Raw genomic sequence first — 17,369 nt, forward strand, 5'->3', positions numbered from 1 at the left:
CAGAAGGAAGAGGTTGCGCACAGTCATGGATAGTCCTTCTCGCGGGGGGAAAACTCGGCCGCGTTCTAGCGCAACTTCGTATCGAGGGAAATCGGCGAAACGAAAGATTTGTGCGCGGCCGCGAGCGGAACGTTCCCTACGGAACAGCTGATCGGCCGGGGCACTGCGATGATGGTCTAGAAGCCGTCTACCTGCCTGGCCGTCGATCCCTCGAGGAGAAAAACATGCGCAATTTCGTTCACGCCGTCGCCGCCCATATCCGCGCCACGACCAAGAACCTGACCTTTACTGGCCGGCCTTCCGGCAAGCGCTCACCCGCGTCGTCCTATAGTTGGCTTAGCTTTCCTCTTGACTGAAACGGTGCCTCCGGATCGAATGCGGGTAACACAACTGGGAACCCGCCATGTCCGAGACGCTGCTGATTGGAGCCTTTCTCGCCGCACTCTCCTATGTCCTTATTCCCGGACCGGCGTTTCTGGCGCTGCTCGGCATTGGCGCCGGCCAGGGGCGCAAGGCAGGCGCCTTGTTCATGGGCGGACACCTTGCCGGTGACGTTCTCTGGTCGACCCTGGCGCTGGTCGCAATCGTCGGCGCGCGCTCCGTCGGCACGACGATTTTCGATATCCTCGGTCTCTTCTGCGGCGCCTATCTCGGCTGGATCGGCTGGACGGCATTGCGCGCACGCCCCGCCGGCGAGAACCGCGCGCTCGTGACAGTCGAGCGTCCTTTGAGGCGCGGACTGATTTTCGGACTCACCAATCCCAAGGGCTATCCGGTAGCGCTCGCAACCTTCACGGCGCTGCTTGCCAGCTCGGCCAACGCGCTCGAGTTCGATGCGCTGCCGGCGCTGCTCGGCGTCTCGCTGATCGGATTTCTCGTGGCCGATCTGATCCTGATCGTCATCATCGGCACCTCCGTCGTGCGGCGTTTCTACCGACGCCACGAACTCGCGATCGTCCGGCTCTCCGGTCTCCTGTTCATCGGCTTTGCCGTTCAGGCGGTCTGGCACGCTGCCCCCGGGCTTCTCGGTTTGCGCAGGCCTTGACGGCAAGCCCCCTCACGACCACCTCCATTGCCTCCGCGTCCTGATGTCATAGATCAGCGACGCCCCTCCCCGGCCCCGCGTCGGACCGCATGCGAAAGGATTTCTGATGACCACCAGCACCCCGCTCAATCCCGCGCTCACCGCATGGACCGGCCACGAAGGCCTGCCGCGTTTCGACCTGGTGAAGGACGAGGATTTTGCTCCGGCGTTCGACGCGGCTTTCAGGGAACATGAGGCGGAGATCGACGCGATTGCCGAAAACCCGGCGGCGCCGACCTTCGAAAACACGATCATTGCGCTGGAGATCGCCGGTGACGGACTGTCGCGCGTATCCTCGATCTTCTGGAACAAGGCCGGCGCCGACACCAACGAGACGATCCAGGCGCTGGAGCGCGATATCGCGCCGAAGATGTCCCGGCACTATTCGAAAATCGGCATGAATGCGGCGCTGTTCAAGCGCATCGACACGCTGTGGGAAGGGCGCGCAGGGCTTGGCCTCGATCTTGAAGCGACGCGCGTACTCGAGCGCCACTGGAAGGGTTTCGTCAAATCCGGCGCCAAGCTCGCAAAGCCGGAGCAGGAGCGGCTGGCAGCGATCAACGAGAAACTCGCCGGTCTCGGCGCCAGGTTCGGGCAGAACGTGCTCGCCGATGAGAAGAGCTGGGTACTGTTCCTGGAGAGCGAGGAACAGCTCGCCGGCCTGCCGGACTTCCTGCGCGACGCCATGGCGGCGGTTGCCGAAGACCGCGGCCAGAAGGGCAAGTATGCCGTCACCCTGTCGCGCTCGATCATCGAACCGTTCCTGACCTTCTCCGACAATCGCGAGCTTCGCGAGCAGGCCTTCCGCGCCTGGATCGCGCGCGGTGAAAATGGCGGCGACACCGACAATCGCGGGCTGATCGCCGAGATGCTGGCGCTGCGGGCCGAAAAGGCGAAGCTGCTCGGCTATGATAACTTCGCGTCGCTGAAGCTCGACGATACCATGGCGAAGACGCCCACTGCCGTGAACGGCCTGCTGATGCAAGTCTGGGAAAAGGCGGTTGCCCGCGCCCGCGAGGAAGAGGCCGAGCTTGCCCGGCTCGTTGCCGACGAGGGCCGCAATCACGACGTCATGCCCTGGGACTGGCGCCATTACGCCGAGAAGCTCCGCGCCGAGAAGTTCAATTTCTCCGAAGGCGAACTCAAGCCTTACCTGCAGCTCGAAAAGATCATCGAGGCCTGCTTCGATGTCGCCAAGCGTCTGTTCGGCATTACCGCGACGGAGAAGAAGGGCATTGCCGCCTACCATCCCGACGTGCGCGTCTTCGAGGTCAAGGATGCATCCGGCAAGCTGGTGGCATTGTTCCTTGGCGACTACTTCGCCCGGTCTTCGAAGCGCTCCGGTGCGTGGATGAGTTCGTTCCAGTCGCAGCACAAGCTCAAGCTGAAGAATGGCGCCGAAGGCGAGCTGCCGATCATCTACAACGTCTGCAATTTCGCCAAGCCCGCCGAGGGCAAGCCGGCGCTGCTGTCGCTCGATGATGCCCGAACGCTCTTCCACGAGTTCGGGCACGCATTGCATGGCATGCTATCCAACGTCACCTACCCTTCGGTGTCCGGCACGGGTGTGTCGCGTGACTTCGTCGAGCTGCCGTCGCAGCTTTACGAACATTGGCTGACGGTGCCGGAGATCCTGAAGCGTTATGCGGTGCACTACCAGACCGGCGAGCCGATGCCGCAGGCGCTGCTCGACAAGGTGCTGGCGGCGCGAACCTTCAACTCGGGCTTCGCAACAGTCGAGTTCACGTCGTCCGCACTGGTCGATATGGCCTATCATACGGCCGCGGTGACGGCGGAACCGATGGCGCTCGAAGCCAAGAAGCTCGATGAGATCGGCATGCCGAAATCCATTGTCATGCGCCATCGCAGCCCGCACTTCCTGCACGTCTTCTCGGGCGACGGCTACTCGGCCGGCTACTATTCCTACATGTGGTCGGAAGTGCTCGACGCCGATGCCTTCGCCGCCTTCGAGGAAACCGGCAACGCCTTCGATCCGGCCATGGCCGCCCGCCTCAAGGACAACATCTATTCGGTCGGCGGCTCGATCGATCCGGAGGATGCCTACAAGGCCTTTCGCGGCAAACTGCCGAGCCCGGATGCGATGCTCGCGAAAAAGGGCCTGGCTGCCTGAGCCATGCCAATTGCCGATCACGCCATCCGGCGTGATCGGTTGTTCCAAAGTCCCCGCACTGTCTCGCAAGCAGCCTCGAAGTCGTCGTGATTGCGCACACTGACAAGGGCGGCCGCCGCCGTCGTAATGATGGTGGTTTCCGCGCGCTCGTCGCGGGCAGCACCAGTCCAAACCGCCTGCCAGTATTCGCGGCTGCTCAAGCCGGTGCGCGGTTCGGCCAGCGGCGCGATTTTCGCGGGAATGATGACGTCGGAGGCTTCGCCGCCGACAAGGCGGAAAAGGGGCGTCTGGCGGTAGGGCGTGAACTCAGCGTGGTCGCGGGTGTTGCCGAGGATCGTCAACTCTCTCGTGCCGAGCAGCATGGCGATGTCGCGGCTGAGCGTGCGGCTCGAGGGATTGGCGACTCCGAGCAGGCTTGTCCGTCCGCCCATCGGATTGATGAGGTGAATGGCGGCGTTTAGCGGCATGCGCATCTCCATCAGCCGATAGAGCCCCAGCAAGCGATAGACCTGCGGCGCAAAGGCCGAGAGCGGCAGATAGGCGATGCCTGCCGACCGAAGCGCTGTCTTGGCGGCCGTGATCGACGTGCAGATCGGGATGCCGGCTGCGGAAGCGGCCACCTCCAGCTTGTGCCGATCCGTACCCTCCTCACCGTAGCTTCCATGCAGCACGACGCGATGCCCGGCATCGACGACAAGCCGTGCCGCATGGAGGAACCAGGGCGCAGTCTTCAATTTGGGCGAGAGGTAGCAGGGCCAATCGAGGTCGGCGATGCCGTTTCCCGGTTCAATTGCGCCGATATGGCGGCGCATGGCGCTCACGAAACCGGCCACCTCCACCGCCGTCGGTCCGCGATAATGCAGCACCGTCATCAGCGCACCGATCTGCACCGGGTCCGCTTCGCCGGCAAGGATGATCGCCAGCGCGTCCTCGGCCTCCTCTTTGCTCAAGGGGCGGCTGCGGCCGGCGCCGGTGCCGACAGTCGCGATGCAGCGAGCCAATCGTCGTTCAGGGGCGGCATCGTCCCCGATTTCGGCCAGCTTTGCGGCGAACTGTTCCGGTGCCGGCTCCCCCTCAAGCAGGCGGCTTGGCCGGGCCGCCAGCGGTGGTGCGTCGGTCAGTGCCTGCCCTCCCCAGCCGGCGTGACCTGTCTGTGTGGGTGCGGACGCAGAGCCAGCGGAGCGTGCGTCAAGCAGGGCTTCGGTCTCTGCGGCAAGAGCGCGCACGCGTAGCCGCAGAGACTCGGCAAGCGGGGTCGGGCGCAGGCCATGACCTGTGCGCAGGAACAGCGGATCGGCATAGTCCTCACGCAATTGACCGAGCAAGCGGCTCATTGCCGAGGGCTGCAGACCGACGCTTGAAGCGGCACGGCTGACGCTGTTTTCGCGTAGCAGTGCGTCCAGCGCCAGGAGCAGGCGCAGCTTGCTCAGATCCGTCTGACGTTCGTTGGAGGCCGACGCGCCTCCTGTCACGCTCGCCGTTGCTTTCGCCATGGTTCCGTCCCGCCTTTCTGTCTCATTCGGCATATTCGCGGGCGCTGTTTTGCGTCGTTTCGTATTTGGAACGGTTCCAAAACAGCGTCGTTGACCGTCTCCCTCGCCAATAACTAAGTGGAGTTCATTACTCAAGATATATGCGGGGCGAAGATGATGAAGCGGATGGGGCCTGAGACCGAAACCGAGGGGCAGCGGCAAGGGGCCCGCTGGAACCGGTGCGGCTCGGCCGGATGGTCACGTCGTTTCGTCTGCGCCTGCCTCGCCGGCACGGCGCTGACGGTGCCGACGGAAGCCTTGGCACAGAAGGCCAAGGAAAAGGAGAAGGCGACCGAACTCGAGCAGATTGTGGTGACGGCGACCGGGTTCGAGCAAAACGTCAAGGATGCGCCGGCGAGCATCACGGTGATCTCGGGCGAAGACCTGCAAAAGCGGTCGTTCCGCGATCTCACCGATGCGCTTTGCGACGCGCAAGGGGTTGCGGTGACCGGTGTCGCCAACGAGCGCGACATCTTCATCCGCGGCCTGCCCGGCTCCTACACGCTGATTCTTGTCGACGGAAAGCGCCAGAGCACGCGTGACGCGCGCACCAATGGCAACTCCGGTTTCGAGCAGAGCTTCATTCCGCCGGCCGCCGCCATCGAGCGTATCGAGATCGTCCGTGGGCCGATGTCGTCGCTCTACGGTTCTGATGCCATGGGTGGGGTCATCAACATCATCACCCGCAAGGTCGCCGACAGCTGGACCGGCTCGTTCACCACCGACGGCACGATGCAGCAGCACAAGCAGTTCGGCAATTCGGGCCAAATGTCGTTCTACACCAGCGGGCCGATCCTGAAAGACACGCTCGGCGTACAGATCTGGGGCCGCGGCCTGAAGCGCAGTGAGGACAGGTTCCTTTCCGGCATCACCGGTTCGAAGGAATACGATCTGACGGCGCGGCTTTCCTATACGCCGAACGAGGATCATGACTTCTTCCTCGAAGGCGGGACCGCACGGCTTCGCCGCGATGCCAATGTCGGCAAGACGATCGAGCCCGGACCGCGCGCGGTCAGCACCTACAACGACAACGACCGCGATCACTGGTCGTTCTCCCATACGGGGCGCTGGGGACCGACGACGTCTGACTTCTCCATCCTGCAGGAATGGGCGGAGCGCCGGACCTACAACTACAGCCAGGCAGACGGTCGCTTCGTCAAGCAGCCGCGCGCGCCCGAGGTGCGCAACACCGTTATCGACGGCAAGTTCACCACCCCCTTCGATCTCGGCGGCAGCCACACGCTGGTGACTGGCGGGCAATATTTCGAGGCGCGGCTTTCCGACCAGAACCCGGGTCGACGCACGGGCTTGAACGAGACCTTCTCGGCGACGCAATGGGCGCTGTTTGCCGAAGACGAATGGCGCATGGTCGATGACTTCGCGCTGACCACGGGCCTGCGTCTCGATCATCATGAGGAATATGGCTACCACTTGAGTCCGCGCATCTACGGCGTCTGGAACGCGACCGACATGCTGACGGTAAAGGGCGGCATTTCCACCGGCTTCCGTGCGCCCGATATCCGCAGCATTGCGCCGGGTTATGCCTATACGACCGGCGGTGGCGGTTGCTCCTATGGTCCGACCGGCACCTGCGGCGTGATCATCGCCGACCCGAACCTGAAGGCCGAATCGAGCACGAGCTATGAAATCGGCGCGGTTTGGGACAATGGCGACGTCATTCTCGGCGGTACCTATTTCTATACGGATTTCCGGGACAAGATCTCCAACTCGATGGTGCTGGATTCGGCCGGCAATCCGGTGCGCTGGAGCGAGGACCCGAACTACCGCCTCTGGTACAACTACAATATCGACGACGCGATCATTCAGGGCGTCGAGCTGACCGCGACCTGGAATGCGACGCCGGATCTGACACTTCGCGCGAGCTACACCTACACGCAGTCCGAACAGAAGACCGGCACCTTTGCCGGCTTCCCGCTGGCGCGCACGCCGGAACACATGGCCAATCTCAGGGCTGATTGGTACACGCCGGTCGAAGGGCTAGAAGCCTGGGCTTCCGTCAACTATCACGGCGAAGAGATCGCCGCCGGCCCGCGCATCGGCACCAACGGCAAGCCGGTGACGATCAACGGCCAGCAGGGCCGCAAGTACGACGCCTATACGACGGTCGATATCGGCACGAAATATGATGTCGGCGAGGGCCTGACGCTGAACGCCGCGGTCTACAATCTCTTCGACAAGGAAGTCGAGCAGACCGATTTCAACACGGTTATGGAAGGCCGCCGCTTCTGGATGAGCCTAACGGCAACATTCTGATCATCCGGCCGGTCCCTGCCCGGCTCCTGATCGAAAACAGACGGCGCCCGGAAGGCGCCGTCTGTCATTTCTCAAGCGCCGCTCTTTCTCAGGCGCTTTGGTCCACGCCGAGGGTCGATAGCAGGCTTTTCATTCTCTGAAGCGCCAGTTCCGGCCGGTCGAGCACATTGGCGCGGTCGGCGAGGCGGAAGATATCGGCGTAGTGCAGCACCCCGCGGGCGGACTGCATGCCGGCGGGCATGGTGAAGTGGCGCTGGTGGCCGTTCAGCCAGGCGAGGAGAACGACGCCGGCCTTGTAATACTGTGTCGGCGCCTCGAAGATCTTGCGGGACAGGGGCACGGTCGGCTCGATCACGCCGCGGAAGGTGGCAAGATCGTCCTTCGCCAGCGCCGCGAGTGCCTTGGAGGCGGAGGGCGCCACCGCATCGAAGATGCCGAGCAACGCGTGGCTGTACTTCGTGCCGTCGCCCTCGATCAGTTCGGCATAGTTGAAGTCGTCGCCGGTAAAGCAGAGCACGCCTTCGGGCAGGCGATTGCGCAGTGCCACTTCCTTGGCGTTGTCGAGCAGCGAAATCTTGATGCCTTCGACCTTGTCGCGGTTGGCTTCGATGATCGAGAGCACCGTATCGAGCGCCTGGTCGAAATTCTCCGAACCCCAATAGCCCCGAAGTTGCGGATCGAACATGTCGCCGAGCCAATGCAACACCACCTTGTGCCTGGTCTGGCCGAGGATGCGGCCATAGACGAAGCGATAGTCGTCGGCCGATTGCGCGACGCGGGCGAGCGCCCGGCTTGCCATCATGATCGCCCTGCCCCCCTCGCCTTCGACGAAGCCGACCTGTTCCTCATAGGCGGCAATCACATCGTCAAGCGAGCGTGCATCGGTGGGCGCAAGATGGTCGGTGCCGGCGCCACAGGCAAGATCGGCGCCCGCTACCTGCCGCGCATCGCTGAGCGATCGGCGGATCAGCTCCTGCGCGCCCGGCCAGGCAAGGCCCATGCCGCGTTGGGCGGTGTCCATCGCCTCGGCGATTTTGAAACCCAGGCTCCAGAGGTGATGGCGAAACGCCATCGTCGCGTCCCAGTCGATCACCGGGTTGCCCCAGGGATCGAGATCCTTGAGCGGATCCGAGACCACATGGGCGGCTGCATAGGCGATGCGGTTGAAGGTCGGCGGCGTGTTGGGCCGTTCGATCGGCGTTCCGGTCAGGCGGTACTGTTCAAGCGAGCCGTCTTGGCGCGGCAGCGTCAGGCTTGTCATTGGGGTTGCTCTCCTCCGCGGACGTTTGTTCTGGAATACTTTGGATCGTTCCAAATGGCAAGCGGCAATGTTTTTCAGGCGAGGCGATCCTCCTCCAGACGATTGCGGATCTCCGATAATATCATTTAAATTCAATTAAGTAATCCGTCAAACCGCAGATCTCTACGCTTCTCAAGGTGCCTTTTGTCTAGACCGAGCGCGGCTGGACGTGAAAAAAGTGATCAGCCAACTCTTGACGAAATTGGAACGTTCCAATTATGAAAGAAGAAAGCAGGCAGAAGAATTCGGGAGGATGCTGTGGTCAAGGAGAGGGTAACGGTCATCGATATTGCGCACGCTGCCGGCGTGTCGAAGTCGACCGTGTCGCTCGTTCTTCAGGGCAGCTCGCTCGTCAATGAGGCGACGCGCGCCAAGGTGAATGCCGCCATCCGCGATCTCGGCTATGTCTATAATCGCGGCGCTGCCAATCTTCGGCAATCGAAGTCCAAGATCATCGGCATCGTCGTCAACGATCTCACCAACAGCTTCTTTGCGGAACTCGCCGTCGGCGTCGATGCGGTCGTGCAATCGGCAGGCTTCGTGCAGTTTCTTGCCAATACCGGCGAAAAGATCGAGCGCCAGCGCGAAGTGGTCGCGTCGATGCGCGAGCATGGCGTTTCCGGCCTGATCATCTCGCCGGCGCGTGGCACCGAAGCGGCCGATCTTGCGCCTTTGGTCGAGAGCGGCATTCCCGTCGTGCTCGTCGTCCGCGACATTGCCGGTGCAAATGTCTCTTCGCTGATCTCCGACAACCACGCTGGTGCCGTGGCCGCGGTGCGTCATCTGATCGAACGTGGTCACCAGCGCATCGCCTTCCTCGGCGGCTTTTCCGACACCGCCGTCTTCGAGGCGCGCATGCGCGGCTACCGCGATGCGCTCGTCGAGGCCGGCATCCCGGTTTCGGAATCGCTGATCATCGGTTCGGCGCCGTCGCGTGCCGGCGGGGTGACGGCGGTAGAGCAGGCGATGATGCTCGCCGACCGGCCGACGGCCGCACTCTGCTTCAATGATGCGGTCGCTTTCGGCGTCTGCGATGGCCTGAGGGCCCGGCGGCTTGAGCCGGGTGCCGATTTTGCCGTTATCGGTTTCGACGACGTGATCGAGGCGAAGACAGCAGTTCCGGCGCTGACGACGGTGTCCGTCGATCCGCAAGGCATGGGCCAACGGGCGGCCGAACTGCTGTTGAAGCAGATCAAGGCCGGTAAGGCGGAGCCGGAGGCCATCGTCGGTTCGGTTCGTCTCGTCGTTCGCCAGAGCTGCGGCGCAGCAGTCGAGAGAAAAAGGGAGGCACTGGCATGACACGGTGGGGTCTGATCGGCGCAAGCACGATTGCGCGCGAATGGGTGATCGGCGCAATCCGCGCCGCCGGAGGCGAGGTCGTCTCCGTCATGAGCACGAGCGCGGAGCGCGGCGCGGCTTACGCCGAGGAGAACGGCATCGCCAAGTCGGTGACCACTGTTGCCGAACTCGTCGGCGATCCCGATGTCGATGCCGTCTATGTCTCCACCACCAATGAATTGCATCGCGAGCAGACGCTGGCGGCGATCGCTGCCGGCAAGCACGTGCTCTGCGAGAAGCCGCTGGCGATGACGCTGGAGGATGCGCGCGACATGGTGAGCGCAGCGCAGGAAGCGGGTGTCGTTCTTGCTACCAACCACCACCTGCGCAATGCCGCCAGCCACCGCGCAATGCGCGATGCGATCGCCGAGGGCAGGATCGGCCGGCCGATTGCAGCCCGCGTCTTCCACGCCGTCTATCTGCCGCCGCATCTCCAGGGCTGGCGACTGGAGAGGCCGGACGCCGGCGGCGGCGTCATTCTCGACATCACCGTGCATGACGCCGATACGCTGCGCTTCATCCTCAACGACGATCCGATCGAGGCCGTTGCCATCAGTCACAGTGCCGGCATGGGCAAGGAAGGCCTGGAGGATGGCGTCATGGGTGTCATCCACTTCCGCTCCGGCGTCATCGCACAGTTCCACGATGCCTTCACCACCAAATACGCAGAGACCGGTCTTGAGGTGCATGGCACCGAAGGATCGCTGATCGGCCGCAACGTGATGACGCAGAAGCCGACAGGCACGGTGACGCTGCGCAACGCCGATGGCGAGAGCGAGCTGACGCTCGACCACCGCAATCTCTACGAAACAGCGCTTTCCGCTTTCCATGCCGCTGCCCAAGGCAACGGCCGTCCATCTGCGACGGGCGAGGATGGCGTCTGGTCGCTGGCAACGGGCCTTGCCGTCGTCAAGGCGGCGGCCACTGGCCAGGCCGTGGCGATCGAAACGGGACTTTGAACTCATGTCGATGAACAAGCACATCTCGCCGGCCGAAGCGGCTGCCCTGATCCCGGATGGCGCGGTGGTTTCGGTCTCCTCGTCCAGCGGCCTCGGCTGCCCGGATCTGATGCTCAAGGCGATCGGCGAGCGGTTCGAGACGACCGGCCACCCACGCGACTTGACGACGCTGCATCCGATTGCCGCCGGCGACATGAGCGGCATCAAGGGCGTCGACTATATCGCCAAGAAGGGTCTGCTGAAGAAGATCATCGGCGGCTCCTATCCCTCGGGTCCGTCGAGTGCGGAACCGCCGTTGATCTGGCAGATGATCGGCGCTGACGAAATGGCAGCCTACAACGTGCCCTCCGGCATCCTCTTCGACATGCACCGCGAGGCGGCGGCCAAGCGCCCGGGCGTGATGACCAAGATCGGCCTCGACACCTTCGTCGATCCGTCGCGCGAAGGCTGCGCCATGAATGCTTCGGCCGCGGCTGAGCCCGTGGTTAAGAAGGTCTCGTTCGAAGGCGAGGACTGGCTCTATTTCAAGGCGATCGCGCCGCAAGTGGCGATCATCCGCGCGACGACGGCGGACGAGCGCGGCAATCTCACTTATGAGCACGAGGGCGCCTATCTCGGTGGTCTCGACCAGGCGCTCGCTGCCCGCAACAATGGCGGCATCGTCATTGCCCAGGTCAAGCGCATCACCAAGGAAGGCTCACTGAAACCCCACGACGTGCGCGTGCCGGGCGTGCTGGTGGATTATGTCATTGTCGATCCCGACCAGAAACAGACGACCCAGACGCTTTACGATCCGGCGATTTCCGGCGAGATCTTCCGGCCGCTCGACAGTTTCCGGGTGCCGGAATTCAATATCCAGAAGGTCATTGCCCGCCGCGTGGCGCAGGAGCTTGAAGCCGGCAGCGCCGTCAATCTCGGCTTCGGCATTTCGGCCAATGTGCCGCGCATCCTGCTCGAAGAGGGGCTGCACGGTGCGGTCACCTGGGTGATCGAGCAGGGCGCTGTCGGCGGCGTGCCGCTGCTCGACTTCGCCTTCGGCTGCGCGTCCAATGCCGATGCCTTCATGCCCTCGCCCTACCAGTTCACCTATTTCCAGGGCGCCGGCTTCGATGCCTCGCTGCTCTCCTTCCTTGAGATCGATCGCAACGGCTCGGTCAACGTGTCGAAACTCTCTTTCCGCCCGCATGTGACGGCCGGCGCCGGCGGTTTCGTCGACATAACGGCACGGGCGAAGAAGATCGTCTTCTCCGGCATGTTCAATGCCGGCGCCAAGCTCGCGGTCGCCGACGGCAAACTGGTGATCGAGAGGGAAGGCAAGCTGAAGAAGCTGGTCAACGAGGTCGAACACGTCACCTTCTCAGGCCGTCGCGGCATCGAGCAGGGCCAGGACATCACCTATGTCACCGAGCGCTGCGTGATGAAGCTGACGCCCGAGGGCGTGATGCTGACCGAGATCGCGCCGGGGGTCGACCTGCAGGCGCATATTCTCGACCAGTCGGAATTCCCACTGATCGTTTCCGACAGACTGAAGACCATGGATGCGGGTCTGTTCCAGGATGCATTGCTTGGTCTTGAACTGCCGAAGAAGCCGGCGCGCCGGCTTCAGGGAGGCGACCGTGGCTGAAGGCCGTATCCGCATCGAGGTTGATGGACCGATCGCGACCATGACGGTTGCCCGTCCGGACAAGCTCAATGCCTTCGATATCGACATGCTGAAGGCGTTGGCATCGGCTTGCGACGAGATTGAAGCCGACCGCAATGTGCGTGTCGTCATCCTCACCGGCGAGGGCAAGGCATTTTCGGCCGGCGGTGACATCAAGGCCTGGGGCGGCATGGATGCGCCTGCCTTCGGGCATGACTGGGTACGGTTCGGCCACCGCGTGTTCGAGCGGCTGGCGACGCTGCGCATGCCCGTCATCGCCGCTCTTAACGGCCATGCGCTTGGCGGCGGGCTGGAACTGGCGGCAGCCGCCGATATCCGGCTGGCCGAAGCGCAGATCAAGATCGGCCTGCCGGAGACGAGCCTCGGCATGGTTCCCGGCTGGTCGGGCACGCAGCGCCTCGTCTCTCGCTTTGGCGCCCAGATCGTCAGGCGCATGGTGCTTGGCGGCGAGATGTTCACCGCCGAGGCTGCTCTGCGCGAAGGTCTGGTCGATGCCGTCGTCGAGACGGGCACGGTGCTTTCAGCTGCCCGCGATTACGCGGCGCGTGTCGCCAAGCGCGGGCCTGCGGCGCTTGAGATTTCGAAACTGATGCTCGCTTCGGCGAATGGCGAAGACAACGGATCCGCAGTCGAAGCGCTCGGCTCGATCCTTGTCGCCAAGACCGGCGACCTCAAGGAAGGTGTCGCCGCCTTCTCCGAAAAGCGTGAAGCCCAATTCAAGGGAGAATGGTAATGACCGTGCTCGTGAAACCCAAGCCGATCGACGGCCAAAAGGTTCGCGCCTTCCAGATGCTGATCGACGGCAAATGGGTGGACAGCGCCGAGGGCCGTACGATCGAGCGCGTGGCGCCGGGCCACGGCGTCGTCGTCAGCCGCTATCAGGCGGGCACCAAGGCCGACGCCGAAAAAGCGATTGCTGCCGCACGCCGTGCCTTCGACGAGGGCACCTGGCCGCGCATGACCGCTTCGCAGCGTTCGCTGGTGCTTTTGCGCGCAGCCGATATCATTGCCGAGCGCGCCGATGAGCTTGCCTATCTCGATGCGATCGAATCCGGCAAGCCGATCAGCCAAGCCAAGGGCGAACTCGGCGGTGCCGCCGATATCTGGCGCTACGCCGCGGCTCTCGCCCGCGATCTGCATGGCGAAAGCTACAACACGCTCGGTGACGGTACACTTGGCGTCGTGCTGCGCGAGGCGATCGGTGTCGTCTCGATCATCACGCCCTGGAATTTCCCGTTCCTGATCGTCAGCCAGAAGCTGCCCTTTGCGCTGGCCGCCGGCTGCACCACTGTCGTCAAGCCGTCCGAGCTGACCTCGGCCTCGACGCTGCTGCTCGGTGAAATCCTCGAAGCCGCCGGCGTTCCCGCCGGCGTGGTCAACATCATCACCGGCACGGGGCCGGAGGTCGGCGCGCCAATGACGACGCATCCGGATGTCGACATGGTGTCCTTCACCGGCTCGACCGGCGTCGGCCGCCTGACCATGGCCAATGCTGCCCAGACGCTGAAGAAGGTCTCGCTGGAACTCGGCGGCAAGAACCCGCAGATCGTTTTCCCCGACGCCAATCTCGACGAATTCATCGATGCCGCCGTCTTCGGCGCCTATTTCAATGCCGGCGAATGCTGCAATGCCGGCTCGCGATTGATCCTGCACCGTGACATCGCCGACGAGGTGACGCGCCGCATCGCCGAGCTCTCGGCCAAGGTGAAGGTCGGCGATCCGCTCAATCCGGAAACCCAGGTCGGCGCAATCATCACGCCGCAGCATCTGGAAAAGATCGCCAGCTATGTTTCTGCTGCTTCGAAGGATGGCGCTGCGGTTGCCCATGGCGGCACCGCGCTCGATCTCGGCATGGGCCAGTTCATGGCTCCGACGATCCTTTCTTCCGTGCGCCCGGACATGGCGGTGGCGCGCGAAGAAGTGTTCGGCCCGGTTCTCTCGGTGCTGACCTTCGAGACGACGGAAGAGGCGATCGGCATCGCCAATGCGATCGACTATGGTCTTTCGGCCGGTGTGTGGAGCCGCGACTTCGACACCTGCCTGACGATCGGCCGCCGCGTGCGCGCCGGCACCATCTGGATGAACACCTTCATGGATGGCGCGTCGGAACTGCCCTTCGGCGGCTACCGCCAGTCCGGCCTGGGCCGCGAACTCGGCCGGCATTCGGTCGAGGATTACACCGAGACCAAGACGCTCAACATGCATATGGGGCCGCGTACCGGCTGGTGGATGCCGCGCTAAGGCTGAAACAGGGGAGGAGAGGACATGCGGACGATGGGGAGAACATTGGGGCAGGAGGCAGCGTCACGTGACGCCGCCTTGCGTGCCGTGTTCGCCCGCTTAGCCGGCCGCGCCGAAGCTCGATGGGATCTGCGGACAGAGCAGCAGCTGCAGCTTGCTGACGTCGCTTTCGCCGCCGATCTTCTGCAGGAGCACCCGGCCCATGTCCTCGCCGGTCGCCGTCAGGTCCTCGTAGATCGTCTCGACCTGCGGCTGGATGGCGCTCAGGAGATGCGAGGTCTGCTTGGCGACGATGTCGTATTCGCGTCCGAGCGTCAGCCCGCAATCGCTCATGCCGGTGATGGTTGCGAGCGCGCAGACTTCGCCGCCGCACATGAAACTGTCCGGCGGATCGGGCTCGGCATAGCGCTGGCGCACGCGGTCGCGGATGGCGCCTGCCGGGCTGTCGAGATCGATGCCCGAGAGGATTTCGTAGGCGCAGCCCGCCTCGCGCACGGCGGTCATGAAGCCGTGCTGAAGATGGCCGGCAAAGGTGAAATCGGCGGGACCGCTGATCAGTGCGGGCTTGCGCCTGCCCTTGGCGATCAGGCGCTTCGTCGCCTGGTACGAGAAGGTGAAGTTGTCGTAGTCGACATAGGGATGTGGGGTGGAAAGCTCCGTGCGCCCATGGGTGACGAAGGGAAAGCCGAGATCGGACAGCAATCGGACCCGGGGATCGAGCGGTTCCGTGCGCGAGAAGATCAGGCCATCGGCCATCGCGTTGCGGGTGATGTAGTTGACCGCTTCGACATTGGTCGAGTTCAGGAAGTTCGGCATGACGATCAGGTGGTAGGCCGTGCCCTGAAGTGCCTTGGCGATGCCGCTCATGATCGAGGTGCCGTAGCCGAGGATTTCCTCGTGCGGGTCGAGCAGCACGCCGATGACATTGGTGCGGCCGGTCTTCAGGCGCTGGGCGGCGCGGTCGGGCGAATAGCCGATCTCGTCTGCGACCTCGCGCACTCGCTTGCGGGTATCGAGCGAGATCTGCGGCGCATCGGAAAGGGCACGCGAAACGGTGGTGACCGCAAGGCCGGTGATTTCCGCGATCGTGCGAAGGGTCGGCTTGCCGCGCTTGACGGCAGAACCAATGTCTTCGGCGTGGGCGGGCTTGGAGGGATCGGCCAATGCTAGTCTTTCTGAACGCGGGCGGGAGCGGTGTTTGTATCGTGGTGCGAGGGCTTAGGCAATCGAATCATGAAAACGTTTTAAATCTCGCATCGCGGCATGGCTTGCTGCACCGCAATAGCTAATGTGAGCTATATAATTCAGTAAATTCAAACTGTTCCGAAGGTGCTAAAATACAAAATGGCGGAATGCTTGACTTGCTGAATTTATAACGTTTTAAATGGCCAGCCGCTGGCTGAAGCGGCGCGAATTCCGGGGTGGAGGAGGTTCCGCCTCGTTAACTTGCAAACGGGAGGAAAACGATGCGCAAGTTGATGACGACGACGGCCGTTGTGGCGCTGATGATGGCGGCCACCGCCGCGCGCGCAGCCGAAAATGTGGAAGTTCTGCACTGGTGGACATCCGGTGGCGAAGCCGCCGCACTCGACGTTCTGAAGAAGGACCTGGAAAGCAAGGGCATCACCTGGACCGACATGCCGGTTGCCGGCGGTGGCGGTACGGAAGCGATGACGGTTCTGCGCGCTCGCGTCACCGCAGGCAACGCTCCGACCGCCGTGCAGATGCTCGGCTTCGACATTCTCGACTGGGCCAAGGAAGGCGCACTCGGCAACCTCGACGAGACCGCTTCCAAGGAAGGCTGGGACAAGGTGATCCCGACCGCCCTGCAGCAATTCTCGAAGTATGACGGCCACTGGATCGCAGCGCCGGTCAACGTGCATTCGACCAACTGGGTCTGGATCAACAAGGCCGCCCTCGACAAGGCTGGCGGCAAGGAGCCGACCAACTGGGACGAACTGGTTGCCCTGCTCGACAACTTCAAGGCCCAGGGGATCACCCCGATCGCCCATGGCGGCCAGCCCTGGCAGGATGCGACGATCTTCGACGCCGTCGTGCTTTCGCTCGGCACCGACTTCTACAAGCAGGCTTTCATCGATCTCGACCCGGCAGCGCTCGGCGGCGACAAGATGAAGGAAGCCTTCGACCGCATGACGAAACTGCGCTCCTATGTCGACGACAACTTCTCGGGCCGTGACTGGAACCTCGCCTCCGCCATGGTCATCGAGAACAAGGCCGGCCTGCAGTTCATGGGCGACTGGGCCAAGGGCGAATTCCTGAAGGCCAAGAAGGTGCCGGGCACCGATTTCGTCTGCATGCGCTTCCCGGGTACGCAAGGGTCCGTGACCTTCAACTCCGACCAGTTCGCGATGTTCAAGGTTGCCGACGACAAGGTTCCGGCCCAGCTCGCCATGGCTTCGGCGATCGAAAGCCCGACCTTCCAGTCGGCCTTCAACGTGGTCAAGGGCTCGGTCCCGGCCCGCACCGACGTTCCGGACACGGACTTCGACGCCTGCGGCAAGAAGGGCATCAAGGACCTGGCAGAAGCCAACACCAACGGCAAGCTCTTCGGCTCCATGGCCCATGGCCATGCCAACCCGGCTGCCGTCAAGAACGCGATCTACGACGTCGTGACGCGCGAGTTCAACGGCGAACTGACGTCCGAAGAGGCCGTCAAGGAACTGGTCTCGGCCGTCGAGGCCGCGAAGTAAAGGGCTCGCTCCGGGGCGCACTCTAGGCGCCCCGGACACCCCATTCCGACATGCAGGCGCCGTCGAACCGCCGTGGCCAACAGGACGCGGGGAGGGGCGCTTTGATACCCAGAACCTCGCGCGGATGCCGATATCA

Annotated in this window: 13 protein-coding genes; 10 read left to right on the forward strand and 3 right to left on the reverse strand. The window is 63.3% G+C overall.

From position 1 onward, the window contains the following. From ASE71_RS36615 to ASE71_RS12645, 3 genes are all read left to right on the forward strand, one after another. Nucleotides 1-356: hypothetical protein (locus ASE71_RS36615; protein WP_210178860.1), on the forward strand; the 356-nt coding region annotated here is incomplete at its 5' end. A gap of 47 nt (nucleotides 357-403) precedes the next feature. Beyond that, on the forward strand, nucleotides 404-1,045 hold the full coding sequence (locus ASE71_RS12640; protein ID WP_034803056.1) for a LysE family translocator: 642 nt from the start codon (nucleotides 404-406) through the stop codon (nucleotides 1,043-1,045). A gap of 106 nt (nucleotides 1,046-1,151) precedes the next feature. After that, nucleotides 1,152-3,215, forward strand: a complete 2,064-nt coding sequence (locus tag ASE71_RS12645) for a M3 family metallopeptidase (protein ID WP_060521502.1) — start codon at nucleotides 1,152-1,154, stop codon at nucleotides 3,213-3,215. A 17-nt stretch (nucleotides 3,216-3,232) separates the two neighbouring features. Here ASE71_RS12645 and ASE71_RS12650 read toward each other — a convergent pair whose 3' ends face one another. Next, nucleotides 3,233-4,708: a glycosyl transferase family protein gene (locus ASE71_RS12650; RefSeq protein WP_082566529.1), complete on the reverse strand. Its 1,476-nt coding sequence runs from the start codon at nucleotides 4,706-4,708 to the stop codon at nucleotides 3,233-3,235. 153 nt (nucleotides 4,709-4,861) lie between these two features. Here ASE71_RS12650 and ASE71_RS12655 point away from each other — a divergent pair, with 153 nt between their 5' ends. Then, nucleotides 4,862-7,021: a TonB-dependent receptor domain-containing protein gene (locus tag ASE71_RS12655; RefSeq protein ID WP_244496950.1), complete on the forward strand. Its 2,160-nt coding sequence runs from the start codon at nucleotides 4,862-4,864 to the stop codon at nucleotides 7,019-7,021. Between the two features lie 88 nt (nucleotides 7,022-7,109). On the opposite strand, the gene ASE71_RS12660 is transcribed toward ASE71_RS12655, so the two are convergent. Beyond that, the gene (locus ASE71_RS12660) at nucleotides 7,110-8,282 is read right to left on the reverse strand and encodes a dihydrodipicolinate synthase family protein (protein WP_060521501.1); all 1,173 of its coding nucleotides are present in this window, start codon (nucleotides 8,280-8,282) and stop codon (nucleotides 7,110-7,112) included. A gap of 297 nt (nucleotides 8,283-8,579) precedes the next feature. On the opposite strand from ASE71_RS12660, the gene ASE71_RS12665 reads away from it, so the two are divergent. The 5 genes from ASE71_RS12665 to ASE71_RS12685 are packed head-to-tail and all read left to right on the forward strand — an operon-like array spanning nucleotide 8,580 to nucleotide 14,522. Beyond that, nucleotides 8,580-9,620 (forward strand): LacI family DNA-binding transcriptional regulator, encoded by a 1,041-nt coding sequence (locus ASE71_RS12665; RefSeq protein WP_060521500.1) that lies wholly within the window; start codon nucleotides 8,580-8,582, stop codon nucleotides 9,618-9,620. Beyond that, the gene (locus ASE71_RS12670) at nucleotides 9,617-10,618 is read left to right on the forward strand and encodes a Gfo/Idh/MocA family protein (RefSeq protein ID WP_060521499.1); all 1,002 of its coding nucleotides are present in this window, start codon (nucleotides 9,617-9,619) and stop codon (nucleotides 10,616-10,618) included. The genes ASE71_RS12665 and ASE71_RS12670 overlap by 4 nt, the downstream gene beginning before the upstream one ends. A 4-nt stretch (nucleotides 10,619-10,622) precedes the next feature. After that, nucleotides 10,623-12,242: an acyl CoA:acetate/3-ketoacid CoA transferase gene (locus tag ASE71_RS12675; protein WP_113544723.1), complete on the forward strand. Its 1,620-nt coding sequence runs from the start codon at nucleotides 10,623-10,625 to the stop codon at nucleotides 12,240-12,242. Beyond that, nucleotides 12,235-13,014, forward strand: coding sequence for an enoyl-CoA hydratase/isomerase family protein (locus ASE71_RS12680; protein ID WP_082566528.1), 780 nt, complete (start codon nucleotides 12,235-12,237; stop codon nucleotides 13,012-13,014). The genes ASE71_RS12675 and ASE71_RS12680 overlap by 8 nt, the downstream gene beginning before the upstream one ends. Then, nucleotides 13,014-14,522, forward strand: a complete 1,509-nt coding sequence (locus ASE71_RS12685) for an aldehyde dehydrogenase family protein (RefSeq protein WP_060521498.1) — start codon at nucleotides 13,014-13,016, stop codon at nucleotides 14,520-14,522. Before ASE71_RS12680 ends, ASE71_RS12685 begins: the two co-directional genes overlap by 1 nt. 99 nt (nucleotides 14,523-14,621) lie before the next feature. Here the strand turns inward: ASE71_RS12685 and ASE71_RS12690 are convergent, their stop codons facing one another. Next, nucleotides 14,622-15,686, reverse strand: a complete 1,065-nt coding sequence (locus ASE71_RS12690) for a LacI family transcriptional regulator (protein ID WP_034803036.1) — start codon at nucleotides 15,684-15,686, stop codon at nucleotides 14,622-14,624. A gap of 314 nt (nucleotides 15,687-16,000) precedes the next feature. Here ASE71_RS12690 and ASE71_RS12695 point away from each other — a divergent pair, with 314 nt between their 5' ends. Next, on the forward strand, nucleotides 16,001-17,233 hold the full coding sequence (locus ASE71_RS12695) for an ABC transporter substrate-binding protein (protein ID WP_370689582.1): 1,233 nt from the start codon (nucleotides 16,001-16,003) through the stop codon (nucleotides 17,231-17,233). Nucleotides 17,234-17,369 lie beyond the last annotated feature (136 nt).

This window comes from Ensifer sp. Root954, from assembly GCF_001429005.1.
Taxonomy (GTDB): Bacteria; Pseudomonadota; Alphaproteobacteria; order Rhizobiales; family Rhizobiaceae; genus Ensifer; species Ensifer adhaerens.

Excerpts from the sequence above, each read along its gene's own strand:
- ASE71_RS12655 (WP_244496950.1), top strand. The coding sequence starts at position 4,862 with ATGATGAAGCGGATGGGGCCTGAGACCGAAACCGAGGGGCAGCGGCAA.
- ASE71_RS12645 (WP_060521502.1), top strand. The coding sequence starts at position 1,152 with ATGACCACCAGCACCCCGCTCAATCCCGCGCTCACCGCATGGACCGGC.
- ASE71_RS12670 (WP_060521499.1), top strand. The coding sequence starts at position 9,617 with ATGACACGGTGGGGTCTGATCGGCGCAAGCACGATTGCGCGCGAATGG.
- ASE71_RS12660 (WP_060521501.1), bottom strand. The coding sequence starts at position 8,282 with ATGACAAGCCTGACGCTGCCGCGCCAAGACGGCTCGCTTGAACAGTAC.
- ASE71_RS12675 (WP_113544723.1), top strand. The coding sequence starts at position 10,623 with ATGTCGATGAACAAGCACATCTCGCCGGCCGAAGCGGCTGCCCTGATC.
- ASE71_RS12695 (WP_370689582.1), top strand. The coding sequence starts at position 16,001 with ATGACGACGACGGCCGTTGTGGCGCTGATGATGGCGGCCACCGCCGCG.
- ASE71_RS12650 (WP_082566529.1), bottom strand. The coding sequence starts at position 4,708 with ATGGCGAAAGCAACGGCGAGCGTGACAGGAGGCGCGTCGGCCTCCAAC.
- ASE71_RS12640 (WP_034803056.1), top strand. The coding sequence starts at position 404 with ATGTCCGAGACGCTGCTGATTGGAGCCTTTCTCGCCGCACTCTCCTAT.
- ASE71_RS12685 (WP_060521498.1), top strand. The coding sequence starts at position 13,014 with ATGACCGTGCTCGTGAAACCCAAGCCGATCGACGGCCAAAAGGTTCGC.